The 26,429-nt window shown below is 70.6% G+C and carries 27 protein-coding genes; 17 read left to right on the forward strand and 10 right to left on the reverse strand.

Annotation, left to right across the window (positions count from 1 at the left end; all coding sequences use genetic code 11):
* Positions 1 to 137 precede the first annotated feature (137 nt).
* Both BKA14_RS35850 and BKA14_RS35855 read left to right on the forward strand, forming a co-directional pair.
* The gene (locus tag BKA14_RS35850) at positions 138 to 692 is read left to right on the forward strand and encodes an NAD(P)-binding domain-containing protein (RefSeq protein ID WP_184955186.1); all 555 of its coding nucleotides are present in this window, start codon (positions 138 to 140) and stop codon (positions 690 to 692) included.
* A gap of 45 nt (positions 693 to 737) precedes the next feature.
* On the forward strand, positions 738 to 1,550 hold the full coding sequence (locus tag BKA14_RS35855) for an Fpg/Nei family DNA glycosylase (RefSeq protein ID WP_184955187.1): 813 nt from the start codon (positions 738 to 740) through the stop codon (positions 1,548 to 1,550).
* Here BKA14_RS35855 and BKA14_RS35860 read toward each other — a convergent pair.
* From BKA14_RS35860 to BKA14_RS35870, 3 genes are all read right to left on the reverse strand, one after another.
* Complete coding sequence (locus BKA14_RS35860) at positions 1,528 to 2,826, reverse strand: polysaccharide deacetylase family protein (protein WP_239092560.1); 1,299 nt, start codon at positions 2,824 to 2,826, stop codon at positions 1,528 to 1,530. The two genes, BKA14_RS35855 and BKA14_RS35860, sit on opposite strands and share 23 nt — an antisense overlap.
* A 114-nt stretch (positions 2,827 to 2,940) precedes the next feature.
* The gene (locus BKA14_RS35865) at positions 2,941 to 4,311 is read right to left on the reverse strand and encodes an FAD-dependent oxidoreductase (RefSeq protein WP_184955188.1); all 1,371 of its coding nucleotides are present in this window, start codon (positions 4,309 to 4,311) and stop codon (positions 2,941 to 2,943) included.
* Positions 4,312 to 4,366: 55 nt separating this feature from the next.
* Positions 4,367 to 5,560 carry a carboxylate-amine ligase gene (locus BKA14_RS35870; RefSeq protein ID WP_184955189.1) on the reverse strand — a complete coding sequence of 398 codons (1,194 nt, stop codon included), beginning with the start codon at positions 5,558 to 5,560 and terminating at the stop codon, positions 4,367 to 4,369.
* Between the two features lie 176 nt (positions 5,561 to 5,736).
* Here BKA14_RS35870 and BKA14_RS35875 point away from each other — a divergent pair, with 176 nt between their 5' ends.
* Positions 5,737 to 7,008: a chitinase gene (locus BKA14_RS35875; protein WP_184955190.1), complete on the forward strand. Its 1,272-nt coding sequence runs from the start codon at positions 5,737 to 5,739 to the stop codon at positions 7,006 to 7,008.
* A gap of 27 nt (positions 7,009 to 7,035) precedes the next feature.
* Positions 7,036 to 8,226 carry a carbohydrate-binding protein gene (locus BKA14_RS35880; RefSeq protein ID WP_184955191.1) on the forward strand — a complete coding sequence of 397 codons (1,191 nt, stop codon included), beginning with the start codon at positions 7,036 to 7,038 and terminating at the stop codon, positions 8,224 to 8,226.
* A gap of 3 nt (positions 8,227 to 8,229) precedes the next feature.
* On the opposite strand, the gene BKA14_RS35885 is transcribed toward BKA14_RS35880, so the two are convergent.
* Positions 8,230 to 8,853 carry a DedA family protein gene (locus BKA14_RS35885; RefSeq protein ID WP_239092559.1) on the reverse strand — a complete coding sequence of 208 codons (624 nt, stop codon included), beginning with the start codon at positions 8,851 to 8,853 and terminating at the stop codon, positions 8,230 to 8,232.
* Between the two features lie 132 nt (positions 8,854 to 8,985).
* Between BKA14_RS35885 and BKA14_RS35890 the strand changes: the two genes are divergently transcribed.
* From BKA14_RS35890 to BKA14_RS35915, 6 genes are all read left to right on the forward strand, one after another.
* Positions 8,986 to 9,318 (forward strand): PadR family transcriptional regulator, encoded by a 333-nt coding sequence (locus BKA14_RS35890; RefSeq protein ID WP_184955192.1) that lies wholly within the window; start codon positions 8,986 to 8,988, stop codon positions 9,316 to 9,318.
* A complete protein-coding gene (locus BKA14_RS35895; protein ID WP_184955193.1) occupies positions 9,315 to 10,223 on the forward strand; it encodes a hypothetical protein in 909 nt (302 codons plus the stop codon). Before BKA14_RS35890 ends, BKA14_RS35895 begins: the two co-directional genes overlap by 4 nt.
* A gap of 1,399 nt (positions 10,224 to 11,622) precedes the next feature.
* Positions 11,623 to 13,269, forward strand: coding sequence for an alpha-amylase family protein (locus tag BKA14_RS35900; RefSeq protein WP_184955194.1), 1,647 nt, complete (start codon positions 11,623 to 11,625; stop codon positions 13,267 to 13,269).
* Positions 13,270 to 13,314: 45 nt separating this feature from the next.
* Complete coding sequence (gene fabG, locus BKA14_RS35905) at positions 13,315 to 14,079, forward strand: 3-oxoacyl-ACP reductase FabG (protein WP_184955195.1); 765 nt, start codon at positions 13,315 to 13,317, stop codon at positions 14,077 to 14,079.
* A gap of 49 nt (positions 14,080 to 14,128) precedes the next feature.
* Entirely contained in the window at positions 14,129 to 14,530 is a 402-nt protein-coding gene (locus BKA14_RS35910) for a hypothetical protein (protein ID WP_239092558.1), read from the forward strand.
* A gap of 2 nt (positions 14,531 to 14,532) precedes the next feature.
* Positions 14,533 to 15,996, forward strand: a complete 1,464-nt coding sequence (locus tag BKA14_RS35915; protein WP_184955196.1) for a glutathionylspermidine synthase family protein — start codon at positions 14,533 to 14,535, stop codon at positions 15,994 to 15,996.
* A 115-nt stretch (positions 15,997 to 16,111) separates the two neighbouring features.
* On the opposite strand, the gene BKA14_RS35920 is transcribed toward BKA14_RS35915, so the two are convergent.
* Entirely contained in the window at positions 16,112 to 16,531 is a 420-nt protein-coding gene (locus tag BKA14_RS35920) for a hypothetical protein (protein WP_184955197.1), read from the reverse strand.
* Complete coding sequence (locus BKA14_RS35925; RefSeq protein ID WP_184955198.1) at positions 16,524 to 16,889, reverse strand: hypothetical protein; 366 nt, start codon at positions 16,887 to 16,889, stop codon at positions 16,524 to 16,526. Before BKA14_RS35925 ends, BKA14_RS35920 begins: the two co-directional genes overlap by 8 nt.
* Before the next feature lie 72 nt (positions 16,890 to 16,961).
* Between BKA14_RS35925 and BKA14_RS35930 the strand changes: the two genes are divergently transcribed.
* The 5 genes from BKA14_RS35930 (at position 16,962) to BKA14_RS35950 (ending at position 21,511) form a co-directional block, all read left to right on the forward strand.
* A complete protein-coding gene (locus BKA14_RS35930) occupies positions 16,962 to 17,858 on the forward strand; it encodes a Gfo/Idh/MocA family protein (protein ID WP_184955199.1) in 897 nt (298 codons plus the stop codon).
* Between the two features lie 108 nt (positions 17,859 to 17,966).
* A complete protein-coding gene (locus BKA14_RS35935; protein WP_184955200.1) occupies positions 17,967 to 18,587 on the forward strand; it encodes a sigma-70 family RNA polymerase sigma factor in 621 nt (206 codons plus the stop codon).
* Positions 18,584 to 19,333: an anti-sigma factor gene (locus tag BKA14_RS35940; RefSeq protein ID WP_184955201.1), complete on the forward strand. Its 750-nt coding sequence runs from the start codon at positions 18,584 to 18,586 to the stop codon at positions 19,331 to 19,333. Before BKA14_RS35935 ends, BKA14_RS35940 begins: the two co-directional genes overlap by 4 nt.
* 73 nt (positions 19,334 to 19,406) lie before the next feature.
* Complete coding sequence (locus tag BKA14_RS35945) at positions 19,407 to 20,045, forward strand: fasciclin domain-containing protein (RefSeq protein ID WP_184955202.1); 639 nt, start codon at positions 19,407 to 19,409, stop codon at positions 20,043 to 20,045.
* The gene (locus BKA14_RS35950; RefSeq protein WP_184955203.1) at positions 20,045 to 21,511 is read left to right on the forward strand and encodes a molybdopterin-dependent oxidoreductase; all 1,467 of its coding nucleotides are present in this window, start codon (positions 20,045 to 20,047) and stop codon (positions 21,509 to 21,511) included. The genes BKA14_RS35945 and BKA14_RS35950 overlap by 1 nt, the downstream gene beginning before the upstream one ends.
* Positions 21,512 to 21,514: 3 nt before the next feature.
* Here BKA14_RS35950 and BKA14_RS35955 read toward each other — a convergent pair whose 3' ends face one another.
* Positions 21,515 to 21,805, reverse strand: coding sequence for a hypothetical protein (locus tag BKA14_RS35955; RefSeq protein ID WP_184955204.1), 291 nt, complete (start codon positions 21,803 to 21,805; stop codon positions 21,515 to 21,517).
* Positions 21,806 to 22,075: 270 nt separating this feature from the next.
* Between BKA14_RS35955 and BKA14_RS35960 the strand changes: the two genes are divergently transcribed.
* Positions 22,076 to 22,441 carry a hypothetical protein gene (locus BKA14_RS35960; protein ID WP_239092557.1) on the forward strand — a complete coding sequence of 122 codons (366 nt, stop codon included), beginning with the start codon at positions 22,076 to 22,078 and terminating at the stop codon, positions 22,439 to 22,441.
* Positions 22,442 to 22,453: 12 nt separating this feature from the next.
* Here BKA14_RS35960 and BKA14_RS35965 read toward each other — a convergent pair whose 3' ends face one another.
* Complete coding sequence (locus tag BKA14_RS35965) at positions 22,454 to 23,506, reverse strand: AraC family transcriptional regulator (protein WP_311776118.1); 1,053 nt, start codon at positions 23,504 to 23,506, stop codon at positions 22,454 to 22,456.
* A gap of 240 nt (positions 23,507 to 23,746) precedes the next feature.
* Between BKA14_RS35965 and BKA14_RS35970 the strand changes: the two genes are divergently transcribed.
* Complete coding sequence (locus tag BKA14_RS35970) at positions 23,747 to 24,097, forward strand: STAS domain-containing protein (protein WP_133874633.1); 351 nt, start codon at positions 23,747 to 23,749, stop codon at positions 24,095 to 24,097.
* Between the two features lie 62 nt (positions 24,098 to 24,159).
* Here BKA14_RS35970 and BKA14_RS35975 read toward each other — a convergent pair whose 3' ends face one another.
* A complete protein-coding gene (locus BKA14_RS35975) occupies positions 24,160 to 25,740 on the reverse strand; it encodes an MDR family MFS transporter (RefSeq protein WP_184955206.1) in 1,581 nt (526 codons plus the stop codon).
* Complete coding sequence (locus BKA14_RS45350) at positions 25,737 to 26,372, reverse strand: acyl-CoA-like ligand-binding transcription factor (protein ID WP_184955207.1); 636 nt, start codon at positions 26,370 to 26,372, stop codon at positions 25,737 to 25,739. The genes BKA14_RS35975 and BKA14_RS45350 overlap by 4 nt, the downstream gene beginning before the upstream one ends.
* Between the last annotated feature and the right edge of the window lie 57 nt (positions 26,373 to 26,429).

The raw sequence follows: 26,429 nt of genomic DNA on the forward strand, positions 1-26,429 counted from the left end.
TCGCGGGCTGACATCGATAGGCAAAGCCTATCGTCCGCTGCTCACCCAGGTCTTGGACGTCCGTCCGGCGGCCGCCTTAGTGTCCTTCTCGCGCGGCGGAGACACTCCGCGTGTTCAAGATCCGCAGGGGGAGAACCATGCACATCACCGTGATCGGACGGGGCAACATCGGCGGCGGACTGGCCGACCTGTGGGAGCAGGCCGGGCACAAGGTAGAGCGGCTCGGACGTTCCGGTGGCGACGCCGGTGGCGCGGAAGCGGTGCTGGTCGCCGTGCCCGGGGACGCCGTGCAGCCAGCCTTGGCCGCAGTGACGGGACTGGCGGGCAAGACGGTGCTCGACGCCACCAACCTCTACGGCGGCGTGCGGCCACCGGGCGGCTTCGCCTCGAACGCCGAGTACATCAAGTCCGTGACCGGCGGACCGGCCGCGAAGGTTTTCAACACCAACATCGCGCTGCTCTACAAGCGGATCGCCCAGGCCCGCGTCCGACCGAGCAACCTGTGGTCCGGCGACGAGGAGGCCCGGGGTGTCGTGGAGCAGCTCAGCCTCGACGCCGGCTACGAAGCCGTCCGGCTGGGTGATCTGACCATGGCCGCGACCCAGGAGGACCTCGCCCACTCGGTCATCGCGATCGCGCAGGCCGGGCTCGGCGAGTTCGTCTACCGTCTGGCCACACCCGAACAGCTCTGACGCACGTTTGGCGCGGAATCGGTGTACCTGGGTACCGTTGCCGCCGTGCCAGAGGGACACACCATTCATCGGCTCGCGGTGCGGCATCGGGAGCTCTTCGCCGGGCAGGTTGTGCGGGTCGGCAGCCCGCAGGGGCGGTTCGCAGCCGGGGCCGAGCGGGTCGATGCGCGCCGTCTGGTCGACACCGAGGCGTACGGGAAACATCTTTTCCACCACTATGAGGGTGACCTCAGCGTGCATGTGCATCTCGGGCTGTACGGCAAGTTCGCCGACGGCGTGCTGCCCGTGCCCGAGCCGGTGGGCCAGGTGCGGATGCGGGTGGCCGGCGCCGGGCATTGGCTCGATCTGCGCGGGCCGACCGCTTGTGAGGTGTTCGACCCGGCGCAAGTCCAGTTGCTGCGGGACAGGCTGGGGGCCGATCCGCTGCGGGACGACGCCGACCCGGGACCGGCCTCGAGCCGGGCACGGTCGAGCACCAAGCCGATCTTCGCGTTGCTGCTCGACCAATCGATCGTGGCCGGCTGCGGTCTGATCTACGCCAACGAGGTGTTGTTCCGGGCCGGGCTGGCCCCGACCACGCCGGGGCGGTTGGTCAGCACCGAGCAGTGGGACGAGCTGTGGACCGATCTGCGCGCGCTGATGAAGGAGGGCGTGGCCCGCGGCCGCATCGACACCGTGCACACCCGGCACACGCCGGAGGCGATGCAGCGGGCGCCGCGGGTCGACCGGCACGGCGGTGAGGTCTACGTCTATCGCCGTCCGGGGCAGCCGTGCCTGGTCTGCGGCACCGAGGTCGCACGTGGGGAGCTGGCTGCGCGCAACCTCTACTGGTGTCCTAGCTGTCAGCGGGCGGCGTGACGCTGGGCTGAGGTGCCGGAGGCGTTTCCGGTTCGGCCTTCTCGCCGGGGATGCCGAGGGTGAAGTTGTCGGTCAGCCAGGGCAGCAGTTTCTCGTACGCCTTGATGGTGGCCGGCTGGTTGAAGTCGTGGGAGAGCACGATCGCGCCCGGCCGGACCTGCTTCTGGATGTCGCGGACCATCCGGGCGATGTGCTGCGGCTCGGTCTCGTTCTCGGGGTGCTCCCAGTCACGCGGGTCGACTTCCCAGTAGAGCGAGGTCATCCCGCCGATCGCGGCCACGTTGACCAGCCGTTCGGTGAAGTTGCCGCCGGGGGCCCGGAAGAACGGGATCTGTGCGCCCGGCACGGCGGCCAGGATCGCGGCGTTGGTGCGGTCCAGATCGGCCTTGATCTTCGCGGGCTGATCCTTGCCGATCTTGAGGCTGTGGTCCCACGTGTGGTTGCAGAGCGTGTGCCCGTCGGCCACGATCTGCCGGACGATCTCGGGGTGCCGCTCGACCTGCGTGCCGACCAGGCAGAACGTGGCCTTGACCTGATGCTCGGCCAGCAGTTCGAGGATCTTCGGCGTCTGCACCGGGTCGGGGCCGTCGTCGAAGGTGAGGGCGACGACCTTGCTGCCGGTGGTGCGCAGCGAGCGGCCGGGGCCGAGGTCGGAGCTGGGCTTCTTGGGGCCGGCTGCGGTGGCTTCCGCCGTGGGGGTGCTCGGCGCGGGGGTGGGCGTGACCGGCTCGGGGGCCGCGGGCTTGGCGGGCGTGCCGTCCTGTTCCTGCTTGTCGGGCGCGCTCTGTTGCTCGCGCTCGGGCGCGGCCTGCGGCTCCTGCTCCGGCTTCTTCTCCGTCTGCACGCCGGCCACCGCCTGGGCGGCCGCGTTCACCGCCTCGAAGCCGCCGCGGCGCTGCTCGGCCGGCATGGCCAGCAGGACGATGCCGATGGCGACCAGCGACGCGAGCATGGCCTGCTGCCGCTTCTTGCCCATCAGCAGCCAGGACTCGATCGGCAGGGTGCCGGGGGCGCGGTGCGAGCCGGTGACCGGCGGGCGCCCGGACGGCGGGCGCTGGGCCGGGACGCGGGCGGCGGCGTGCCGGCCGGTGCGGGCCGGGCGCTGATGCCGGGCCGACCGGCTGCGCTGCGAGATCGGCGAGTCGGTCAGGGTGGTCACCGACACGCGCGGGATGCCGCCGGTCGAGACGTCGGCCAGGGACTCGGGTCGCCGATGCCGGCCGGAGGACGCGGACGCGCCACCCTGGGCCGGGATGCGAGGAGAGTGCGGCGACATCCTGCGTTCCTACCGTGCCGCATGATCAAGCGCGATACCGGATCGGTGGTGGTCACCTCACGGTGTGCGATAGTTCCTGGCTGGGTGCTGGGAGCGCGGGAAGTGCAAATACGGTCAAAGGCTGGCGTGTACCGCCTCGGTGGCCTTTCGGGCAGCGATCAGCACCGGATCCCACACGGGGGCGAACGGCGGCGCGTAGCTCAGGTCGAGCGACGTCATCTCCTCCACGGTCATCTTGTTCCAGATGGCCACGGCGAGCGCGTCGATCCGCTTGGCGGCCTCGGCCCGGCCGACGATCTGGGCCCCGAGCAAGACTCCCGTACGCCGTTCGGCGATCAGTTTGATGGTCATCGTCTCGGCGCCCGGGTAGTAACCGGCCCGGCTGGTGGAGTCGACGGTCGCGGTCACGAAGGAGAAGCCGGCCGCGTGCGCCTCCTTCGACGTGAGCCCGGTGCGCGCCACCTCGAGGTCGCACACCTTGGTGACCGCGGTGCCGATCACGCCGGGGAACGTGGCGTAGCCGCCGCCGATGTTGATGCCGGCCACCCGGCCCTGCTTGTTGGCGTGGGTGCCGAGCGGCACGTGCACCGGCCGCCCGGTGAGCAGATGCCTGGTCTCGACGCAGTCGCCGGCGGCCCACACCCCTTCGGCGCCCTCGACACGCATGCGCAGGTCAGTCCGTACGCCCCCGGCCGGGCCCACCGGCAATCCGGCGTCCGCGGCCAGCGCGACGTTCGGCCGTACGCCCAGGCCGAGCACCACGATGTCGGCCGGCAGCGTGCCGTCCGGGGTGACCACCGCCCGCACCCGCCCGCCCGCGGTCTCGAGGCCCTCCACGTGCGCGCCGGTCACCACCTCGATGCCCAGGCCGCGCATCGACTTCTGCACCAGCGCGCCCATTTCGGGGTCGACGGTCTTGGCCATCGGCTGCGGCGACTTCTCGAGCAAGGTGACCTCGAGGCCGCGCAGGACCATGGCCTCGGCCATCTCGACGCCGATGTAGCCGCCGCCGATCACCACGGCCCGGCGCGGGGCGGGCTCGCGGTCGAGCCAGTCGTGGATGGCCTGGCCGTCGTCGAGGGTCTGCACGCCGAAGACGCCGGCGTCGCGCACCCGAGCCCACTCCGGCGCGAACGGGCTGGCGCCGGTCGCGTAGACCAGGTGGTCGAAGGGCTCACGGGTCTCGCCGCCGCCCGCCAGGTCGTGCGCGACCACCTCGCGCCGGTCGAGGTCGATGCCGACCACCTCGTGCCGCAGCCGCACGTCGACTCCGGCCTGGCGATGCTGCTCGGGGGTGCGGGCGACCAGTTTGTCGCGGTCGGTCACGGCGCCGCCGATCCAGTACGGGATGCCGCACGCCGAGTACGAGGTGAAATGTCCCCGCTCGAAGACGGTGATGGCCAGGTCGTCCTGGCCGAGCCGCTTGCGTGCCTGCGACGCCGCCGACATTCCGGCGGCGTCCCCGCCGATGACCACGAGTCTCATCCGGCGTACCCCCGATCTCCGGGCCCAGCCTACGTCGCCGGGCCCTGGCGGCGAGTCACTCGGGCGAACCGGCCGACGGCTCCGTCTCCGCGACGTCGCCGCGGGTCAGCCGGGCGAACCGGTCGACGACGTCGCTGATCGAGCCACCCTGGGCCAGGATCGCCCGCTGCCGCGCGGCGCCCGTGCCGTGCGAGCGCAGACGTCCCATCAGGACGGTGGCCGTCTCCAGGTCGCCGTGCCGTTCCAGCTCCGGCCGTACGTAATCGAAGAGCTGCCGCATCAGCTTCCACGCGGGGCGCGGCTCGCGGGTCGCCATGTCGATGTTCAGGCCCTCGAGCCCGTCGTGCGCGGAGCGCCAGTGCGCGGCCATCAGCAGCGGGTGCGGCACGTCGGGGGCGGGTTTGCCCTCGCGCACCTCGTTGAGCAGCGTGGCCACCAGGGCCCGGGCCAGCGCGGCCAGCAGCACGGCGTCGTCGGCGGTGGGCATGACGTCGCCCATCCGGATCTCGACGGTGGGGTACCGCGCGGACAGCCGGGCGTACCAGTAGAGCATGCCCTCGTCGAGCATCGCGCCACTCGCTTCGAGGTCGGACACGAGCGTCTCGTACTCGGCGAACGAGCGCAGGTACGGCGTGGGGCCGACGGTGGGCCACCGCTCCCACATCAGCGAGCGCCAACTGGCGTACCCGGTGTCGCGCCCGCTGAACAGCGGGGAGTTGGTGGTGGCAGCCTGGAAGATCGGCAGCCAGGGCCGCAGGTGGTTGAGGATCTGCACGCCGGTCTCGTCGTCGGGCACGCTCACGTGCACGTGGGTGCCGCACAGGCCGGGGCCGGGGGAGAGGTCGCCGAAGCGTTCGCGCATGCGGTGGTAGCGCGGCTTGTCGACGATGCGGACGTTGGGCCCCGCCGCCGGTCCGGCGCCCATGGCCAGCAGGCGCGCCCCGGCCTGCTCGGCCGCGCCGGCCACCGCCGAACGCAGGTTCCGCAGGGCCTCGGCCAGCACTCCGAGGTCGAGTTGGGGCGGGCTGGCCACCTCGATCTGCCCGCGGGTCAACTCGTGCTGCACGGCCTCGCCGAGCTCGGGCGGCACGAAGTCGAAGACCTTCTCGACTGCCTCCACGGCACGCGGTTCCACCGCGTCCACCAGCAGATATTCCTCTTCGACGCCGAGGGTCAGCAGGTCTTGGGACTCGGCTCGCTCGGCCAGTTCAGGGTCGATGATGGTCGCGCCCGCGGCACCCGTATCCATGCCGCCCGCCTTACCCGGTCGATGCGCCACGGAAACGGGGCCGGTCCGTCGATGGCTCACCCCGCGTACCCGGCCGCGCACGTTTAAGGATGTTTAAGGTCCGGCCCTCTGGACTTTTACTGTTAACAGTCCTAATGATTGATACATCTCATTGGGTTGTGCGTGGAGGGACCGCCATGAAGCGCTCCAGATCGATAGTCCTGACGACCGTGGTGGCGCTCGTCGCCGGCGGTGCGGCGACCTACTTCTCCAGTACGGCCTCGGCCGCGGCGGCCTGCGCGCCGGCGTGGAGCGCCTCGCAGGTCTACGTGGGCGGCAACACCGCCTCCCAGAACGGCACCAACTACAGCGCCAAATGGTGGACGCAGAACGAGTCGCCGGCCACGCACAGCGGACAGTGGGACGTCTGGAAGAACGACGGGGCCTGCGGCAGCGGTCCCACCACCCCGCCGACGACCCCGCCCACCACGCCGCCCACAACCCCGCCTACAACGCCTCCCACGACCCCGCCGACGACGCCGCCCACCACCACTCCGCCGTCGAACGGGCAGCTGCCCAAGCACTTCCTCACCGGCTACTGGCAGAACTTCGACAACGGCGCCGCCCCGCTCAAGCTGGCCGCCGTCCCCAACAACTACGACCTGATCGCAGTCGCTTTCGCCGACGCCACCAGCACGCAGGGCGCGGTCACCTTCAACCTCGACCCGGGCCTGGCCGCGGCGGTCGGCGGCTACACCGACGCCCAGTTCAAGGCGGACATCGCCACCCTGCACGCGCGGGGCAAGAAGGTCGTCATCTCCGTCGGCGGTGAGAAGGGCACGGTCGCCGTCAACAGCGCCGCCGCCGCCACCGCGTTCGCCGACTCGGTGCACCGCCTGATCACCACGTACGGCTTCGACGGCGTCGACATCGACCTGGAGAACGGGCTCAACCCGACCTACATGGCGCAGGCGCTGCGCAGCCTGCGGGCCAAGGTGGGCGCGAACCTGATCATCACGATGGCCCCGCAGACCATCGACATGCAGAACCCGCAGTCCTCGTACTTCGCGCTCGCGCTGAGCATCAAGGACATCCTCACCGTGGTGTTCACGCAGTTCTACAACTCGGGCGCGATGCTCGGCTGCGACCAGATGAACGCCTACTCGCAGGGCACGGTGAACTTCCTGACCGCGCTGGCCTGCATCCAGACCCAAGGCGGTCTGCGCCCCGACCAGGTCGCGCTGGGCCTGCCGGCCAGCACCCGGGCCGCCGGTGGCGGCTACGTCGCCCCGGCCGTGGTCAACCAGGCGCTCGACTGCCTGGCCCGCGGCACCAACTGCGGTTCCTTCAAGCCGCCGGCCACCTATCCGGGCCTCCGGGGCGCGATGACCTGGTCGATCAACTGGGACGTCACCAACGGCAACGGCTTCGCCAACACCGTCAAGCCCCACCTCGCCACCCTCCCCTGAACCCCCACCCCCAGCAGGAGAATCCCCGTGAAACTGAGCAGGAAGCTGGCCATCGTCGGCACCGTGGCAGTGGCCGGCACGGCCGCCGCGGTGCTGCCGATGGCGACCTCGAGCGCCGCGGCCGCGTGTGCCCCCGCATGGAGCGCCTCGCAGGTCTACGTGGGCGGCAACACCGCCTCGCAGAACGGCATCAACTACAGCGCCAAGTGGTGGACGCAGAACGAGTCGCCGGCCACGCACAGCGGTCAGTGGGACGTCTGGAAGAACGACGGCGCCTGCGGCGGCACCACACCCCCGACGACGCCGCCCACCACGCCGCCCACGACACCGCCGAGCACCGGCACCAAGATGGCTTCGGCCCCGTACGTCTACCCGGGCTGGGGTAACCCGCCGGCGCCCGCGACGGTTGCCGGCGCGACCGGCGTCAAGGCCTTCACCATCGCGTTCGTGCTGGCCAACAACGGCTGCAACCCGGCCTGGGACGGCGAGAGCGGCCTGACCGGTGGCGTGCACGCCAGCTACATCGCCCAGGCCCGGGCGGCCGGCATCGACATCGTCCCGTCCGTGGGCGGCTGGAGCGGCAACAAGCTCGGCCCGAACTGCTCCACGGCGGAGGCGCTGGCCGGGGCGTACCAGAAGCTCATCGACGCCTTCCAGCTCAAGTCGATCGACATCGACATCGAGAACTCCGACGAGTTCGAGAACACCGTCGTCCAGGACCGCATCCTGAACGCGCTGAAGATCGTCAAGCAGAAGAACCCGTCGGTGAAGACGATCCTGACCTTCGGCACCTCGCCGACCGGCCCCAACTACTACGGCACCCGGCTCGTGCAGCAGGCCAAGGCGCTCAACGCCAACATCGACATCTTCACCCAGATGCCGTTCGACTTCGGCGGCGGCGCCGACATGTACGGCTCGACCGTGGGCGCCACCGAGGGCCTGAAGAACCTGCTCAAGACGACCTTCGGCTACACCGACGCGCAGGCGTACTCGCACATCGGCATCTCCGGCATGAACGGTCTCTCCGACCAGCAGGAGCTCACCAGCACCGACACGTGGACGCGGATCCGCGACTACGCGAAGAGCAAGGGTCTCTCCCGCTTCACCTTCTGGTCGGTCAACCGGGACCGCGGCTGCGCCGGTGGCGGCGTGGTCTCCGACTGCTCCGGCATCGCGCAGGCCGACTGGGCCTTCACGAAGATCAGCGCCGGGTTCTGATCCTTACCCGTCCCCAGACGCGCGGCCGCTCTGTCCAGCGGCCGCGCGTCGCCGTTTGCGCACCTTCTTGGTGACCCAGCTCGCGATGGTGACGATGAAGAACGCCCAGATCGCGTAGTCGAAATACTGGCTGTACTTCTCGAGATCGGAATAGCGCGAGCCGAGCAGATAGCCGCCGCCGACAAAAATGGCGTTCCAGACGCCGCTGCCGATCGCGGTGAAGATCGTGAACTGGGCGAGCGGCATGTGGTTGGCGCCGGCCGGGATCGACACCAGGCTGCGGACGACCGGCGCGCACCGTCCGAACAGGACGGCCATCCGGTCGTGCTTCTCGAACCAGCGATCGGCCTTGTCCAGGTCGTCGGCGTCGACCAGCGGGATGCGGTCGAGCCAGCGGCGCAGCCTCTCCTCGCCCAGGCCGTAGCCGAGCCAGTAGAGCAGCAGCGCGCCCCCGACCGAGCCCAGCGTGGCCGCGACGAAGACCAGGATCAGATTGACCCGGCCCTCGCTGGCCAGATAGCCGCCGAGCGAGAGCACGATCTCGCTGGGGATCGGCGGGATGAGGTTTTCCAGGGCGACCAGCAGCCCGACGCCCACCTCGCCCCACGACTCGATGACGGACGCCACCCACCCTGTCAGCCCACCTTGCTGACTCAGACCCGCTTCAGCCACCGTTTTTTCATACCCGGCAGAGCTGAAACCAACCTGAAGCCTGAGCCGGTCATTTGCATATACCGACCGGCGGCATATACTCCGACCGTGAACGAGCCGACCTTTCTCATCCTCACGGCGCTGGCCGGTGAGCCGATGCACGGTTACGCGGTCACCGAAGACGTGGAGCACATGACCGGCGGCCGCGTGCGGCTGCGCGCGGGCACGCTCTACGCCGCCCTCGACCGCCTGCGCGGCGAAGGGCTGATCGAGGTCGACCGGGAAGAGGTCGTGCAGTCCCGCCTCCGGCGCTACTACCGGCTCACGGGGGCCGGCGAGCGGAGCCTCGAGGCCGAGACCGCCCGCCTGCGCGCCCAGGCCACACTCGCGGAGGGCCGGCTGCGGGCCCGTCGCACCGACTTCGGGGGAGCCACCGCATGACCGAGATCCGCTACCGGCGCCTGCTCGCGCTCTATCCGCGTGAGTTCCGCCAGGAGTACGGCGACGAGATGCTCGGCGTGCTGATGGCCGACCCGCGTCCCGGCGCGGCCCAGGCGTTCGACGTCGTGCGCGGGGCGATCGCCGCCCACCTGCGGCTGATGGTCGCCGGGCAGAGCCGGGTGGCCCGCACCGTGCAGATCTTCGGCGCGATGCTGCTGTTCGCCGTCGCGCTGGGCCGGGTCGTGGTCGAGGCCCGGGCCGCGCTGAGATACCCGGAGTACGTGCCGCCGGTCGACACGGTCAGCTGGGCCCGGCTGGCCGGCTGGGGTGTCGCGCTGGTCGCGGCCTATCTGGGATGGCGCGTGGCCGCGGCGGCCGGGGCGACCGTCGGGCTGGCGGGCGAGATCGCTGCCCCCGCGCGGCTCTACCTGGACACGCCGGCCACGGTGCTGCATGCGTATTGGCTGATCGTGGCGGCCGCGGTCGTGCTGATCGCGGGCCTGGTCGCGGCGCGAGGCGGCCGGACGGAGCCGCGTGGCCTGGCCTGGGTGGCCGCCGCGAGCACCCTGCTGGTCGCTGAGCCCGTGATGTTCGACCGCATGTTCAGCCCGATCGGCAACGTCCTGGTGGTGGCCGCCGCCGTGCTGGCCGCAGTGGCCGTCATCCGGCAGGAGCCCGAATTCCGCGCCCGGCTGCTGTGCTGGGTCGCGCCCGTACTCGTGACGATCCCCCTGGTCCAGTGGGGCTTCGGCGGCCTCATCAAGCACAACATGGGCCACCCGGAGTCGCTGCAGCTGATCAACCCGCTGCAGTGGGCCGTCCTCGTGCTGGTGCCGGTGGCCGCCTTCGCCGGGGTGTCGCTGCTCAGCCGTCGCGACCTCCCGGGCCTGCCCACCCGCCGCTGACCCCAGTCCCCGGCGGCGATCCTGCTCGATCGCCGCCGCCTGCCGTCGCGGTCGCCTGTCGACGCGGCCGCCTGCTGCCGCCCGCTACCTGCCTGTCATGTCACCCGCCGTCGCCCGCCGCCTCCTGCTCCCGCTGCCGCCGCCCCGCCGTCCGCTGCTACCTGCGTCCGCTGTCGTCCGCCCTGCTGTAACCCGTTTCGCTGCCACCCGCCCCGTCCGCTCCTCGCCGCCACACTCCCCGTCGTCGCGGCCGTCCGCCGCCGCCCGTCGCGGCCGTCCGCCGCCGCCCGTCCCGCCGTCCGCCGCCGCCCGTCCCGCCGCGTGCCGCCGCCCGTCCCGCCGCGTGCCGCCGCCCGTGCCGCCGCGTGCCGCCGCGCGTCCCGCCGCGTGCCGCCGCCCGTGCCGCCGCGTGCCGCCGCCCGTGCCGCCGCGTGCCGCCGCGCGTCCCGCCGCGTGCCGCCGCCCGTGCCGCCGCGTGCCGCCGCGCGTCCCGCCGCGTGCCGCCGCCCGTGCCGCCGCCCGCGCCGCCGCGCGTCCCGCCGCCCGTGCCGCCGCCCGCGCCGCCGCGCGTCCCGCCGCGTGCCGCCGCGCGTCTCGCCGTGCCGCCGCCCGCCCGTGCCGCCGCCCGTCCCGCCGCGTGCCGCCGCCCGTCCCGCCGTTGCCTGCCGCCGCGTGTCGTTGGGTGCCGTTTGCCGCCTACCGCCGCGTGTGGTGGTCTTCCGCCGCGTGTCGCTGCGTGCTGTCTGCCGCTTCCCCGCCCACTCCGCCGCTGCCTGCCGCCCGCCCGTCGTCGCCGCTGCCCACCGCCGCCGCCCACCGCCGCCGCCCACCGCCGCCGCCGCCCACCGCCGCCGCCCGCCGCCGCCGCCCGCCGCCGCCCGCCGCCGCCGCCGCCCGCGGCCGCCGCCCGCCGCCGCCGCCCGCCGCCGCCGCCGCCCGCCGCCGCCGCCCGCCGCCGCCGCCCGCCGCCGCGTGTCGTTGGGTGCCGCCTACCGCTGCGTGTCGTCGCGTGCCGCTGCGTGTTGCCGTCTGTCGCCGCCCTGCCGCTGCGTGCTGTCTGCCACTGCCCGCCCACTCCACCCGCTGCCTGCCGCCCGCCCGTCTGCGCCTTCGCTGTCCGCTGGCTACCTGCGCCCGCTGCCGTTCGCCACATGCCACCCGGCCGCCGCCCGACGCCCGACGCCTCCCGCCACCCTGCCGTCGTCGGTATTTCTGAGCGGTTGGCGGGGGTTGGGGGGTCTGCGGCGGTGCCGTCGTTGGTGGTCGGGTGGGTTGAGGTGGGCCTGCTGCGCTGCCGTCGTGGGGATTGTGTGTGGTTGCGGGTTGAGGTGGGCCCGTCGGTGGTGATCCTGAGCGGTTGGCGGTTTCGGGGCTCGGGGTCATGGTGAAGTAGAGAGGCATGACTGACCGGTGGTATCGGAAAGCCGTTGTCTACTGTGCCGACATCGACACGTTCGCCGACTCGAATGATGATGGCTGCGGCGACATCCGCGGCATGATCAACAGGCTGGATTATCTGGCCCGGCTCGGCGTCAACTGCTTGTGGCTCAACCCGATCCACCCGACGCCGGACCGTGACGACGGCTACGACGTGGCCGATTTCTACAACATCGACCCGCGGTTCGGGAACCTGGGGGACTTCGCCGAGCTGCTGCATCAGGCGGGCAACCTCGGCATCAAGGTCATCATCGATCTGGTCGTCAACCACACCTCGGACAAGCACCCGTGGTTCCAGTCGGCCCGGTCGTCGCCCGACTCGCCGTACCGGGACTGGTATGTCTGGTCGGAGACCGAGCCCGCCGACCGTAAGCAGGGCATGGTTTTCCCCGGCGAGCAGGACGAGACCTGGACCTACGACCGCACCGCCAAGCTCTGGTATTACCACCGGTTCTACAAGTTCCAGCCCGACCTCAATATCAACAACCCCGAGGTCCGCGAGGAGATCAAGAAGATCACCTCGTTCTGGCTGCAGCTGGGCGTGGCCGGGTTCCGCATGGACGCGGTGCCGTTCATCATCGAGCAGACCGAGCCGGGCAACCCCAACTCGCCCAAGGATCTCGACTTCCTGACCGAACTGCGCCAGCACGTCCAGTGGCGTAAGGGCGACGCCGTGCTGCTGGCCGAGGCCAACGTCGAGCCGGCCCAGCTGGTGGATTTCTTCGGCGACAAGGGCGGCTCGAACAACCGCATCCACATGCTGTTCGACTTCATGCTCAACGGCCGGCTGATTCTGGCCCTGGCCCGCGAGGACGCGGAGCCGATCATCGACGGCCTGCGCGACACCCCGCAGCTGCCGGAGGGCGGCCAGTGGGCCACGTTCCTGCGCAACCACGACGAGATCGACCTGTCCCGCCTCACCGCCGAGCAGCGGGAGGAGGTCTTCGCGAAGTTCGGTCCGGAGCCGGAGATGCGGCTGTACGGCCGGGGCATCCGGCGGCGGCTGGCCCCGATGCTCGGCAACGACCGCCGGCACCTGGAGCTGGCCTACGCGCTGCAGTTCAGCCTGCGCGGCACCCCGGTCATCCGTTACGGCGAGGAGATCGGCATGGGTGACGACCTCAGCGAGCAGGGCCGGCACGCGATCCGCACCGGCATGCAGTGGTCGCTCACCGCCAACGGCGGCTTCTCCGGGGCGAAGCCCGAGGACTTGGCCCGCCCGGTGATCAGCGGCGGCGACTTCGGCTGGGAGAAGGTCAACGTGACCCTCCAGCGGCACGACCCCAACTCGCTGCTGTCCTGGTTCGAGCGCATGATCCGTACGCTGCGGGAGGCCCCGGAGGTGGGCACGGGCAGCTGCACGCATGTCGATATTCCGGGTTCGACCAGTGTGTTGGTCCACCGTGCGGACGGCGAGACCGGCACGATGGTCTTCGTGCACAATCTGGGAACCGAGGCGGCGACTCTCGACCTCAGTTCGCTCGCCGCGGAGGCCGATCAGCCCAACGACGTCCTGGCTGATCAGGAGTACCCGGAGCTGGGCAAGTGGGACAAGGTCGAGGTGGCGGGCTACGGATACCGGTGGATTCGCCTACGCCGTACGGTCTAGTCCTGGGTTAAACTGCACTCTCAGTGCAAATATTCGGAGGCATAAGTGTCGCAGTCCGTTCCCACTCGCGTCGCGATCGTCACCGGGGCCGCCCGGGGCATCGGTGAGGCCACCGCTCGCAAGCTCGCCGCCGACGGCATGGCCGTGGCGGTCGTCGACCTCGACGAGGGCGCGTGCGCCAACACGGTGACCGCGATCCACGACGCGGGGGGAACGGCCCTCGCGGTGGGGGCCGACGTGTCCGACCCGATCCAGGTCGGCGCGGCCGTCGAGCGGGTCCAGGCCGAGCTGGGCGCGCCTACCGTGCTGGTCAACAACGCCGGCGTGCTGCGCGACAACCTGCTGTTCAAGATGACCGACGACGACTGGGAGACCGTGATGGCGGTCCACCTGCGCGGCGCGTTCCTGTTCAGCCGGGCCGTGCAGAAGCACATGGTCGACGCCGGGTGGGGCCGCATCGTCAGCCTCTCCAGCACCTCCGCCCTCGGCAATCGCGGGCAGGCCAACTACGCCGCGGCCAAGGCGGGCCTGCAGGGCTTCACCAAGACCCTGGCCATCGAGCTGGGCCGCTACGGCATCACGGCCAACGCCGTGGCGCCCGGGTTCATCGTGACCGACATGACCGCGGCGACCGCGGCGCGCGTCGGGGTTGATTTCGCCCAGTTCGAGAAGGCTGCGGTGGCCCAAATTCCCGTGGGCCGGGCCGGTCGCCCCGAGGACGTCGCCAACACCGTATCCTTCCTCGTCAGCGAGGGTGCCGGCTTCGTGTCGGGGCAGGTCATCTATGTCGCCGGAGGCCCTCGCGCATAGTGCAGCGGTTGCTGTGAGGCGCTACAAAGGGATGATGATGAACCGACGCATGAGCTCTCGTAGCGTGTCGCTCACCAGCACGTTCTTGCTCCTCGCGGCGGGCGGGCTGGCGGCCTGCGACAACGACGACGACTACGAGGACGCCGGCTTCTACTGCGCCGACGCCAACGGCACGGTCGTCGACGAGGACTACTGCGACGACGACAACGACGGCGGCTCCGGCCTCGGAGTGCTGCCGTTCTTCATCTGGTATTCGTCGGGTTACCGCGCGGGCTACCCGGTGGGCTACAAGCTCCCGCCGGGTGGCAACAAGTTCGCATACAACGACACGAAGGCGCGGCAGTCGTTCGGGCTGCCCGCTTCCGGCCGGATCGGCAACGGCACGATCAAGACCAGCGTGGTCGGCAAGGGCGGCGTCGCGCGCAGCAACAGCAAGAGCGGAGGCAGCTGAGCGTGCGCCGAGTTCCCCACGGCCCGATCCGCGACGGCTGGAAACTCACCAACTTCAGCCTCGGCCTGACGTACAACGACACCGAGCTGCCTGACGGCTCGATGGTGTCGTACTGGCAGGAGGGCCCGTTCTACGACTTCACCGCGGCCGAGATCGAGGAGCTCGAGACGGCCACCGCGGCGATCTACGAGATGTGCCTCGAGGCCGGCGACTGGATGGTCAAGCAGTGCCCGCGTCACACCGTGCAGGGCCGCAAGGACGGGTTCTTCGCCTCGATTTGCAACCCCCAGTCGTGCTACCTGGCCAAGATCGGCATCCCGGAGTTCGCGCACGAGCAGATCATCCGTACGTGGTTCGACGGCGACGCCGAGACGTGGACGCATTACGACAAAGACCCCGACATGCGCCTGCCGATGGAGACGCCTGACTATTCGCCGTCGGTCTACGGCCGCTTCGACCTGTGGTACAACGGCGCCGGCAGCACCCCCAAGCTGCTCGAGTTCAACGCGCAGACGCCCACGTCGCTGGTCGAGAGCGCGGTCATCCAGTGGCACTGGGCCGACCAGACCAACCTGACCAAGCACGAGTGGCGCCAGTGGAACTCGATCCACGACCGCCTGGTCGGCTGGCCCGCCAGCCCGGGTGAACCGGCTGAGCCGGGCGCGTGGAAGCGCAACATCAACAAGCTGCGCGAGGCCCGCACCTGGCTCCCGGAAAAACCCAAGATCTTTTTCGCGTACGAGACGTCCGAGCGCACCGGCGAGGACCGGATGAACGTCGCCTACCTGATGGCGACGGCCGAGGAAGCCGGCTACCCGGTCGAATTGATCGCGATGAGCCAGATCGGCTGGGATGTCGCCGGTGACCGCGTCGTGTTCGTGCCCGGCCCCGGCCAGGAGCACAAGTCCGAGCCGATCGACATCATCTTCATGCTCTACCCGTGGGAATGGTTCTGGAGCGAGGAGGGCGGCAAGGCCTTCTTCCGCAACATGGCCGACCCCACCAAGCGCGGCACGGTGTGGATCGAACCGCCCTACAAGGCGGCCCTGCTCGGCAACAAGGCCCTGCTCCCGGTGCTGTGGATGCTCTTCGGTGAGCACCCCGAGCGCAGCAAATACCTGCTCCCGGCCTATTTCGCCGAGTCGTCCAAGGCGGCCACGCTGACCAGCTACGCCAAGAAGCCCATCTGGGGCCGTGAGGGCGGCTCGGTCACGCTGGTCAAGGACGGCCGCACGATCACCGAAAACCCTTCCGAGTACGGCTCGGACGGCCGCTTCGTCGTGCAGGAGCTCTGCGAGCTGCCGTCCTTCGAGGGCCTGGAGGGTGTCGTGCACCCGGTGATCGGCTCCTGGCTGATCGACGGCGAGCCGGCCGGCATGGGCATCCGCGAGGGCCTCGGCGATGCGGGCCTGGTCACTAACGACGCCAGCTTCTTCGTCCCGCACGTCATCGAGGCCGAGGACTAGCGAGGCTGAGGACCAACAAGGCTCAGGACCAGCGAGGCTGAGGACTAGCGAGGCTGAGGACCAGCGAGGCGGTGGACCAGCGAGGCGGTGGACTGGCAAGGCGGTGGACTGAGCCTTACGCCCGGGGGCGGTGCCGCCAGATCCACCACAGGCCGATGAACGGCAGCACCAGCGGGACGTAGCCGTAGCCGCTGCCGAAGCGCGACCACACGGTGTCGTCGGGGAAGTCGCCGGCGTCGGCCACCGTCAGAACGCCGATGATCAGCACGCCGAGCAGTTCGATGCTGCAGCTGACCAGGGCGATCAGCCGGCCGCGGGCGCCGCCGATCGCGAGGCCCACGGTGGCCGAGATGTAGACCAGGCCGGCGAAGGCCGACAGCAGGTACGCCAGGGGGGCCTCGCCGAAGTGCGTGCTGATCTGCACGAGGGCGCGGGCGCTGGCCGAGAGCGCGAAGATGCCGTAGACCAGCAGCAGCACCCGGCCGAGGCCGGAGCCGAGGGCGGCGTCCTGGGGGCGGGTCGAGGCTTCAGGCACCGGTCACCGACGCAATCTGCTGCAGCCGCAGCACGAGAACCGGCAGCACCAGACAGGCGATGCCCAGGATGAGGCTGCCCCAGCGGGTCGGCTCGAGCCGGGCCAGATAGGCGCCGACCGGCACGAAGGCGATCGTGGTGATCAGATAGCCCGCGAAGGTCGCGGTCTCGCTCGGCCGGGAGTCGCCGAACAGGCCGGCCACCGCGATGACGACGAGCACGGCGACCAGCGCGCTGAAGACCACGGCGGCCAGCAGGTCGAAGCGGCTCGGCGCGCGGTTGAGGGCGGCACGCAGCAGATACCACGCCGCCAGCACCAGGGCGGCGACGATCGTCACCAGCGACAGAGGACCGTTCACCCGGCACAGCGTACTGATCGGCCGCGGCCTGGTAGCTTGCGGCTGGAAGATCCAGAGAGGCAGGCGACAGACATGCGCTTCGGACTGTTCGGCACGGGACCTTGGGCGCATCTGGCCCACGCTCCGGCGCTGGCCGCTCATCCTGACGTCGAGTTCGTGGGGGTCTGGGGACGCAATCCCGACAAGTCCGCTGAACTCGCCGCCGAGCACGGCATCCAGGCGTACGGGAATCAGGATGATCTGATCGCGGACGTCGATGCCGTCGCCATCGCGCTGCCGCCGGACGTGCAGGCCCCGATCGCCGTACGGGCCGCCCGTCAGGGCCGTCACCTGTTGCTCGACAAGCCGATCGCGATGACCAACGCCGAGGCGGCCGAGATTGTGGCCGCGGTGGACGAGCGCGATCTGGCCTCAGTGGTGTTCTTCACCCGCCGGCTCATGCCGCAGCTGGCCGAGTTCGTCGCCGAGGCGGCCGCGACCGGCGGCTGGACCGAGGCCCGGATCGACCACCTCGGCTCGATCTTCACCGACGACAACCCGTTCGGCGCGTCGCCGTGGCGCAAGGAGAAGGGCGGCCTGTGGGATGTCGGCCCGCACGCGCTCGCCCTGCTGCTACCCGTGCTGGGCCCGGTGACCGAGGTGACCGGCCTGGCCGCCCCGCATGACATGACTCACCTGCTGCTGCGCCACGCGAGCGGCACGGTCAGCCACCTCACCCTCTCGGTCGACGCGCCGGCCGCCGCCGAGCGCGAGGACGCCCTGTTCGCGGGCGAGGCCGGCCTCCGTACGCCGCCCGACATGCCCTGGTCACCGGTCGACGCCTTGGCCCGCGCGATCGACCAGCTGATCGCTCACGCCGGCGGCGGGCCGGCGTCAGAGCTGGACGTTCGCCTCGGCGCCCAGGTGACGGCGATCCTGGTCGCCGCCCAGGAAGCGATCGCCACCGGCCGTACGGTCGCTCTCGGCTGAACGCAAGCCGTTTCGCCACCCGCAAAATTTCTCGATCGGTGACCAGTCCGGGCGTACTGCCGGGCCGAATCGGGGTTTGACTGGCGGCAACGGCGAAAGGCGGACCCCATGGCGGAGCGCGGAGCAAACCGTCGCCCCGAACATCTGGCGGCGGTGCCCGACAGCGGCGCGCCGCCCCCGGTGGACGCGGGCGATCTGCTGCGTGAGGTGGCTCGCGGCGACGAGAAGGCCTTCGGCCGGCTGTACGACCTGGTCGCGCCGCGCGTCTACGGCCTGATCCGGCGGGTGCTGCGCGATCCGGCCCAGGCCGAGGAGGTCGCGCAGGAGGCCCTGGTCGAGGTGTGGCGCTCGGCGGCCCGGTTCGACCCGGCGCGCGGCTCGGCCACCGCGTGGATCTTCACTATCGCGCATCGCCGGGCGGTCGACCGGGTGCGTTCCGAGCAGGCGGCCAGCGAGCGGACGATCCGGGCCGGCGCGGCCTCGGTCGACACCCCGTATGACGCGGTGGCCGACGAGGTGTCCGGCCGGCTCGAACGTCAGCAGGTCAGACGGTGTCTCGAAGATCTCACTGACCTGCAGCGGCAGGCGGTGACGCTGGCTTATTACCAGGGCCACTCGTATCCGCGGGTGGCCGAGCTGCTCGGCACGCCCTTGCCGACGGTGAAGACGAGAATGCGCGACGGTCTGATCCGGTTGCGCGACTGCATGGGGACGGGGGTGTCGGCATGACCACGGAGATCCACACCCTCGTCGGCGCGTACGTGCTCGACGCGGTGGACGACATCGAGCGGGCGTCGTTCGAGCGGCATCTGCGCGAGTGCGAGAGTTGCCGCACCGAGGTCGACGAGTTTCGCGAGACCACGGCCCAGCTGGCGCACGACACGTGGTCGGTGCCGCCGCCGTGGCTGCGGGAGAACGTGCTGACCGAGATCGCCCGGACCCGCCAAGCGCCCCCGATCGTGCCCGAGGCGCCGGTGGTCACTCCGGTTCGCGGCGTGTCCCGGCGGCGGTGGCTGATCAGCGCCGCGGCGGCGGTGGTGGTCGCGGCGGCCGGGGCCGGCTCCACGGTCTACGCGGTGCAGGATCAGCGCGTACGGGATCAGCGTGAGGTCGCCGAGGCCGCGCGGCTCAACGAGGCCCGGGTCCGGCAGGTGCTCGGGGCGTCGGACGTGGTGCTGAGCAAGCGGCCGGTGACGACCGGGGGCCAAGTCACCGTGGCCAGTTCACGCCTGCAGAACGCGGGTGTGGTCCTGCTGTCCGCGGACGCCGCACCGGCCGGCCGGGTCTACCAGCTGTGGACGATCCGTCCCGGTGCCGATCCGGTCAGTGCGGCCGTCCTGGCCCAGGGGCAGTCGGCCGATGTCGTCCTGGTCGAGGGTCTGCCCGGTGCGGCTCTGGTGGGCGTGACCCTGGAGCCGCCGAACGGGTCGGCCACTCCGACGCTGCCGTTGGTGGCCGACGTAAAACTCGTTTGAGATCCGACCCATCCGGCGCATGGTTCGCCCCGAATCAGGAGCGAAGGTAAAAAACGCTCCGAAGGGACGAACCATGCGTGCAACGAAGCTCACCGCGGTCGCAGCCGCCGCCCTGTTCTCGATCTCCCTGGCGGCCTGCGGCAGCGACTCGTCCTCGGACCAGGAGAGTGCCGGCTCTGCCGCGGCGCCCACCATGTCGAGCGCCGCGCCCAGCTCGGCGCCGGCCGACATGATGGGGACGACGTTCGGCGCCGGCTGTGCGGCCGTGCCCACCGACTCGTCGAACCCGGGCAGCTTCCAGGCCATGGCGCAGGTGCCGGTGGCCACGGCGGCCTCGGGCAACCCGCTGCTGTCGACCCTGGTCAGCGCGGTCAAGAAGGCCGGGCTGGTCGATTCGCTCAACTCGGCCGACGGGATCACCGTCTTCGCGCCGACCAACGACGCGTTCGGCAAGATCCCGAAGGCCACCCTGGACAAGGTGCTGGCCGACAAGAAGACCCTGACCAGCATCCTGACCTACCACGTCGTGCCCGGGAAGCTCGCGCCCGAGGCGCTGGCCGGCTCGCACAAGACGCTGCAGGGCGGCGAGGTCACCGTGACCGGCAGCGGCGAGGACTTCAAGGTGGGCGACGCGTCGGTGATCTGCGGCAACGTGCAGACGGCCAACGCGACCGTCTACATCATCGACTCCGTCCTGATGCCGAAGAGCTGATGCGAGCCCTCGCCGGGCTCCTGTCAGCGGGACTGGGAGTGGCGGTCGCCGAACTGCTGGCGGCCGCCACCCGGCCCGCGGCCGGGCCCCTGGTCGCGGTGGGCGGGGCGGTCATCGACGCCACGCCGACGGCGGTGAAGGAATTCGCCGTACGGGAGCTGGGAACCCACGACAAACCGGTGCTCCTGGCGGTCATCGGGCTGGTCGTGGCGGCACTGGCCGCGGTGACCGGGATCGCCGGCGGCCGGTGGCGCGCCGCGGTGATTGCCGGGCCCGCGATTCTCGGACTGGCCGGCGCGGCGGCGGCAGTGTCGCGGCCGGCCGCACAGGCCTACGACGTGGTGCCGTCCCTGGCCGGAGCGACGCTGGCCGGGGTCACGTTGTGGTGGCTGCTGCGGCGGCACCGCGCTCCCTCCGGCGTACGGGTGGATCGGCGCCGTTTCCTGCGGGCCGCAGCGCTTGTGGCCGGTGGGGCGGTGGTCGCTTCGGGCGGCGCGGTGACCGTGCGCCGCGTCGCCGCCCGGACACGCGCGCAGGCCCGGGCCGACATCCGGTTGCCGGTCGCGGCGGACCCCGGACCGCCCGTGCCGCCCGGGCTCGTTACCCCCAACCGGGACTTCTATCGGGTCGACACCGCGCTGACAGTGCCGCGGATCGACCTGGACGGCTGGTCGTTGCGGGTGCGCGGGATGGTCGATCGCGAGCTCGAGGTGTCCTTCGCCGACCTGCTGGAGATGCCGCTGATCGAGCGGCCCATCACGATGACCTGCGTCTCCAACGAGGTCGGGGGCCCGTACATGGGCACCGCGACATGGCTCGGCGTGCCGTTGGCGCCCTTGCTGCGCTCGCTGGGCGTGTCGTCCCGGGCGGACCAGCTCGTGGCGCGTTCGGTCGACGGCATGACGATCGGCACACCGGTGGCGACTTTGCTCGACGGGCGCGACGCGATGCTGGCGGTCGGCATGAACGGCGAGCCGCTGCCGCTGGAGCACGGGTTCCCGGTGCGGATGGTCACGCCCGGCCTGTACGGCTACGCCGGCTCCTGCAAGTGGCTGACCTCGCTCGAGCTGACCACCTTCGATCGGTTCGACGCGTACTGGGTCGAGCGGGGCTGGGCCGCGGAGGCGCCGGTGAAGACCGGGTCGCGCATCGACAAGCCGCGGCCGTTCGCGCGGCTCGACAGCGGCGTGGTCACGGTGGCCGGAGTGGCCTGGGCCCAGCAGCGGGGGATCGCTTCGGTCGAGGTCCGCGTGGACGACGGTCCCTGGGCGAAGGCCGAACTGTTGCCGGCGCCGTCGGTGGACACCTGGGTGCAGTGGCGTTACTCGTGGAAGGCGGCGGCCGGCCCGCACTCCCTGGCGGTGCGGGCCACCGACAGGACGGGGGCCGTGCAGGCTGAGGAGCGGGCCACCCCGTTTCCGAGCGGGGCCACGGGATGGCACACGATCAGCGTGTCGGTCTCGTAGCCCTCACGGGACGGTGCGCTCGATGGCAGCCGCGCCGTCGCGCTCGATCTCCTGGCGGGCGCGCTCGACGTTCTCCGGCGTGGGGTCGCGCCCCTCGGCGACGGCCAGGTCCTCGGGGTCCCAGGGCTGGTCGGCACCCGTACGGACGTGGGGTTCCTCACCGGGCTGCAGGAACTCCGGGGTGTCACGGTCGGTGCCGCCGCCGGTGATGAACGCGTCGACCGCGACGTCGTCCTCGATCGCGTCCGCCACCTCCGGCGTCTCCTCCAACGGCTGACGTATCTCGTCGGTCATGATGTCCTCCATTGCTCGGCTCAACTCCGGTACTACCCCATCGATCCGGGTATTCACCCTGGGTCGGAATGGGACGATCATGCCGTCCGCTGGTCAAACTGAGCGCTAACTGGACAGGACCTGCGCGTTACGGATGGACGCTTAGTAGCGAGCCGAATACATTTTCGCCTTGACGCCCGTTCGCGGGGGCCGGGTGGGATGCGCCCGGCCTCCGCTACGAGCGGGCGGGGTGAGGGGGAAACGCATGACCGAGAGTCGGGGAGGGCGGTCGTGACCAGCCTGTCCGATGCCGAGCGGGACGCGTGCGACGCGATGCAGGCTCTCGCGGGTCTGGCCGCGCTGCTGCGCCGCCCCGCCGCGGACGTGCCGGGTCTCGACCCGGCCGACCCCGCGTCCGACGACGCCCGGCGTCTTCTGCTGAGCCTGGCGGAGGACGGTGGTCAGGCCGCGGCCCGGGTCCTGGCCTATTTGCGCACCCAGCGCGGCGCCGGTGACGGCGACCTGGTCGCGGTGCCGCCGCGGCTGGGCCCGTGGCGCGAGTGGGTGCCGCCGCGCGGCCACGTCTTCGGTCTGACGGAGGCTCGGCCCACCCCGAACGAGGTCCCCCAGCCGCGCCGCAGCGACCCCGGCGAATAGCTTCCGGGCTGCTCAGTGCGGTGACCGCAGGGTCTCCGACGGGGACTCGCCGAACCGAGCCCGGTAGGCCGACGCGAACCGGCCCAGGTGCGCGAAGCCCCACCGGTGGGCCACGCCCGCGACCGTCATCCGTACGGGATCGGCCCGGCGCAAGGCGTCGTGCACCCGGCCCAGGCGTACCTGCTGCAGGTAAGTCATGGGGGCCGTGCCGACGTGCCGGCGGAAACCCTCCTGCAGCGAGCGGACGCTCATGTTGGCCACGCGGGCCAGGTCGGTCACCGTGAACGCGCGTTCCGGCTCGGCCTGGATCGCCTCCACCACACGGCGGATCGCCCGGGGCGGGCCGACGGTGACCGGGCCGGTCAGCTCGGCGTGGTAACGGTGCGGCAGGCTCAGCAGCAGGCCGCTGAGGATGGTGCTGCGCAGTTGCTCGGCCATCATCGGCTCGGCGAACAGGCTCGACTCGTATTCGAGTTCGTCGCACAGGAGCCGGATCAGCCGGGTCCAGCTGTGCCCCGGGCCGGTGGAAAGGTCCACCTCCGGGGGGAGGCTGAGGGGTCCCTCGATCGGGTGTCCCAACAGTCCAGACAATTCCTCCTCGAGTGCCTTCCGCTCGACCTTGATCGCTAATTCCGCGGACTTGGCCTCACGGGAGGTGTAGACCGGGCTGCCGGGCCCGAAGATGACTCCCGTGGACGGCCCGGCGAAGACCTCGTGGCCGGCGTGCCGGGCGTGCAGGCGGCCCGCGGTCGGGATGCTGACGTGATAAGCGTCGAGTTCGGCTACGAGCAACGTCACAGGGCCCGTGAAGCTGAGCCGGCCGACCGTGAGGGGTCCGAGTTGGATCACTCCGACGCCCAGCTCGAAGTCGTCGCAGCCGTCGGGCATTCCGACCGCTACGGGATAGTAGAACCGATTTAGCACAGAGCGCGCCTCATCGATGTCTGCCCCGCTGAAGTGGACTATGTCCGGCACCTCGGGGAACACGTGGGCATACCTCGGGAAGACGTCAGCCATGCCGAGAGGCGCTCCATCGCATACCGTGAGTATTCGACCCCGACACATGGAACGTCAACGTTGCCGCCACGCGGTGACCGATCCAGCACATTCAGGCCATATGAACTACTCTGGCGTTCCGCGCCTACGTGGCGTAACTTGCAGACCAGCGGATTGTTGTAGGGACGTGTTTGGAGAGAGACGCCCGGGCGGGGCGTCCGATGCCTGTCAGAGCCTTTGTGGGGCCGGCGGTGTGTCCTCCTCGCGGAAGTCGGCGTCGGCCCGCTCGACGCCAGGAAGAGGGCAGCCGTGTATCTGCCGATCACCACGCGCCAGTTGGCTGATGGCACCGTCGAGATCGCGCCCAGTGGCGAGATCGACCTCGACAACGCCCACGTGATGCGGGACGCCGTCAACGACGTGCTGACCAGCTCCACGCCGGGCAAGATCTGCCTTGATCTCCAGCGCGTGATGTTGATCGACAGCATCGGGATCGGCATCCTCGTCGCCTGCTTCCACACCGCCGCGGCCAGCGGCATCAAGCTGGTGGTGAGCCACCCCAGCCCCACGGTCTACCGCCAGCTCTGGGTCTCGGGCCTGGTGGGCCTGCTGGGCTGCGCCGAGCCGCCCTCCCCGCGCACGTCGGTCAACCTGCACTGACGAGCCCCTGACACGACTGAGCGGCCACCCCGGCATCGGGGCAGCCGCTCATCAGGTCGTGCCTAGTGCGCGCTGAGCGCCGCCTCCTCGCGCGCCCGCCGCTCGTCGCCGCTCAGCTCGGAGAGCGGCTTCTCCTTGATGAAGAGCACCGCGATGATCGCCAGGAAAGCGATCGGCGCCCCGACCAGAAACAGCTCGGCCGTGGCCGTGCCGTAGATGTCGGCGAAGATCGTCTTGATCTCCGGCGGCAGCGCGGTCAGGTCGGGAACCGCGTGCCCGCCGCCGGAGGACGTGGCCGCCTCGCCGAACTTCTCGGTCGTCAGCGACGTCACCCGGCTCGCCAGCACGGCGCCCAGCGCGCTCACCCCGATCGCCCCGCCCATGCTGCGGAAGAACGTCAGCGCGGAGGTGGCCGCGCCCAGTTCGGCCGCGGGCACGTCGTTCTGCGCGGCCAGCACCAGGTTCTGCATCAGCATGCCGACGCCCACGCCCAGCACCGCCATGTGCAGCGACAGCACCAGTACGCTCGTGTCCGCGCCGATCGTGCTCAGCAGCAGCATCCCGACCGTCATGATGACGGCCCCCGCGACCAGGTAGACCTTCCACCGGCCGAACTTTGTGATGAGCGCTCCGGCGACCACCGAGGAGATCAGCAGTCCGAAAATCATCGGCAGGCTCATCAGGCCGGCGACGGTCGGGGACTTACCCAGCGCAACTTGGAAGTACTGCGACAGGAACACCGTGCCGCCGAACATCGCCACGCCGACCAGCACGCTGGCGATGATGGTCAGGGTGACGGTGCGGTTGCGGAAGATGCCGAGCGGGATGACCGGCTCCGCGGCGCGCGACTCGACCCACACGGCCAGCGCCAGCAGGACGATGCCGCCGGCCACGAACACCGCGGTCTCCCACGACGCCCAGTCGAAGTGCTGCCCGGCCAGCGTCGACCAGATCAGCAGCGTGCTCACGCCCGCCGTGATCAGCAGTGCGCCCAGCCAGTCGATCTTGACGTCCTTCCGCCGTACGGAGGGAAGTTTGAGGGTCTTCTGCAACAGGGCGATCGCGGCGATCGAGAACGGCACGCCGATGAAGAAACACCAGCGCCAGCCCAGCCACGACGTGTCGACCATGACGCCACCGATCAGCGGACCGGCGATCGTCGCGACCCCGAAGACCGCGCCGAACATGCCGGCGTAGCGGCCCATCTCACGCGGCGGGATGATCGCGGCCAGCACGATCGTGGCCAGTGCGGTCATGCCGCCCGCGCCGATGCCCTGCACCACGCGGCTGACGACGAGCACCCCGACGTCAGGGGTGAAACCGGCGATCAGTGAACCCGCCACGAACAGCAGCAGCGAAAGCTGAACCAGCAGCTTCTTGCTGTAGAGGTCGGCCAGCTTGCCCCACAGCGGAACGGTGGCCGTCATCGCCAGCAACTCGGCGGTGACGATCCAGGTGTAGACGGACTGGCTGCCGTTGAGGTCGGCGATGATTCGGGGGAGCGCGTTGGAGACGACGGTCGAGGCCAGGATCGACACGAACATGCCGAGCATCAGGCCGGACAGAGCCTGCACGACCTGGCCGCGGGACATCCGCCCCGGGGCGGGGTCGTCGGTGACGGCCTCTTCGCTGGTCAGGGTCATCGGGTGACTTCCTCGTGAGTAGGTGCCGGTTCGGTCAGACCCGAGCCGAGAATGTCGAAGGCCTCGCGGACGAGGTCGAGGAGGTCGCGGCCGTCGCCGGTGGCCCAGCGCATCATCGAGGTGCGGAAGGCGGCGCCCACGGTGGTGGCGACGAGCTGGGGGAAAAGGCTGTCAGGAGCGATTCCCGTACGGGCGGCGACCGCGGACACGGTCTCCTCCTCGGCGCACTCCCCGCGCGCGACAAGAAGCGGCAGCAGCGCCGGATTGCCCTTGATCACCCGCAGCCGGAGCAGCCAGACATCACGCTCGGCTTGAATCTGTTCGATGTCCGGCCGCATGGCCTCGAACAACGCCTCGATGAGCGGCACCCCGGCCGGCACGGCCAGCAGCCGATCGTGGATCGGGGGCCCGTCCGGCAGCGGCCCGCCGAGCAGGGCGTCGTCCTTGGTTGCGAAGTAGTTGAAGAAGGTTCGCGGCGACACGTCGGCCGCCTCGGCGATCTCCTCGACCGTGACATGGTCGCGCCCACGCTCGTCGACGAGCCGCAGGGCCGCCGCCACGAGCGCGGCCCGCGTCTGCTGCTTCTTCCGATCCCGCCGCCCGGGGGCGGCCTCGGTCGCTGTGGTACCCACCCCGGCAGGCTAAGTCGAATCTTGCAGGCGCTGCAAACTTTTATCGACTGCAGTGAT

Origin of the sequence: Paractinoplanes abujensis (assembly GCF_014204895.1) — a bacterium.
Classification (GTDB): domain Bacteria; phylum Actinomycetota; class Actinomycetes; order Mycobacteriales; family Micromonosporaceae; genus Actinoplanes; species Actinoplanes abujensis.

Excerpts from the sequence above, each read along its gene's own strand:
- BKA14_RS35850 (WP_184955186.1), top strand. The coding sequence starts at position 138 with ATGCACATCACCGTGATCGGACGGGGCAACATCGGCGGCGGACTGGCC.
- BKA14_RS35860 (WP_239092560.1), bottom strand. The coding sequence starts at position 2,826 with ATGTCGCCGCACTCTCCTCGCATCCCGGCCCAGGGTGGCGCGTCCGCG.
- BKA14_RS35865 (WP_184955188.1), bottom strand. The coding sequence starts at position 4,311 with ATGAGACTCGTGGTCATCGGCGGGGACGCCGCCGGAATGTCGGCGGCG.
- BKA14_RS35870 (WP_184955189.1), bottom strand. The coding sequence starts at position 5,560 with ATGGATACGGGTGCCGCGGGCGCGACCATCATCGACCCTGAACTGGCC.
- BKA14_RS35875 (WP_184955190.1), top strand. The coding sequence starts at position 5,737 with ATGAAGCGCTCCAGATCGATAGTCCTGACGACCGTGGTGGCGCTCGTC.
- BKA14_RS35895 (WP_184955193.1), top strand. The coding sequence starts at position 9,315 with ATGACCGAGATCCGCTACCGGCGCCTGCTCGCGCTCTATCCGCGTGAG.
- BKA14_RS35900 (WP_184955194.1), top strand. The coding sequence starts at position 11,623 with ATGACTGACCGGTGGTATCGGAAAGCCGTTGTCTACTGTGCCGACATC.
- BKA14_RS35910 (WP_239092558.1), top strand. The coding sequence starts at position 14,129 with ATGAGCTCTCGTAGCGTGTCGCTCACCAGCACGTTCTTGCTCCTCGCG.
- BKA14_RS35930 (WP_184955199.1), top strand. The coding sequence starts at position 16,962 with ATGCGCTTCGGACTGTTCGGCACGGGACCTTGGGCGCATCTGGCCCAC.
- BKA14_RS35935 (WP_184955200.1), top strand. The coding sequence starts at position 17,967 with ATGGCGGAGCGCGGAGCAAACCGTCGCCCCGAACATCTGGCGGCGGTG.
- BKA14_RS35940 (WP_184955201.1), top strand. The coding sequence starts at position 18,584 with ATGACCACGGAGATCCACACCCTCGTCGGCGCGTACGTGCTCGACGCG.
- BKA14_RS35945 (WP_184955202.1), top strand. The coding sequence starts at position 19,407 with ATGCGTGCAACGAAGCTCACCGCGGTCGCAGCCGCCGCCCTGTTCTCG.
- BKA14_RS35950 (WP_184955203.1), top strand. The coding sequence starts at position 20,045 with ATGCGAGCCCTCGCCGGGCTCCTGTCAGCGGGACTGGGAGTGGCGGTC.
- BKA14_RS35955 (WP_184955204.1), bottom strand. The coding sequence starts at position 21,805 with ATGACCGACGAGATACGTCAGCCGTTGGAGGAGACGCCGGAGGTGGCG.
- BKA14_RS35965 (WP_311776118.1), bottom strand. The coding sequence starts at position 23,506 with ATGTGTCGGGGTCGAATACTCACGGTATGCGATGGAGCGCCTCTCGGC.
- BKA14_RS35975 (WP_184955206.1), bottom strand. The coding sequence starts at position 25,740 with ATGACCCTGACCAGCGAAGAGGCCGTCACCGACGACCCCGCCCCGGGG.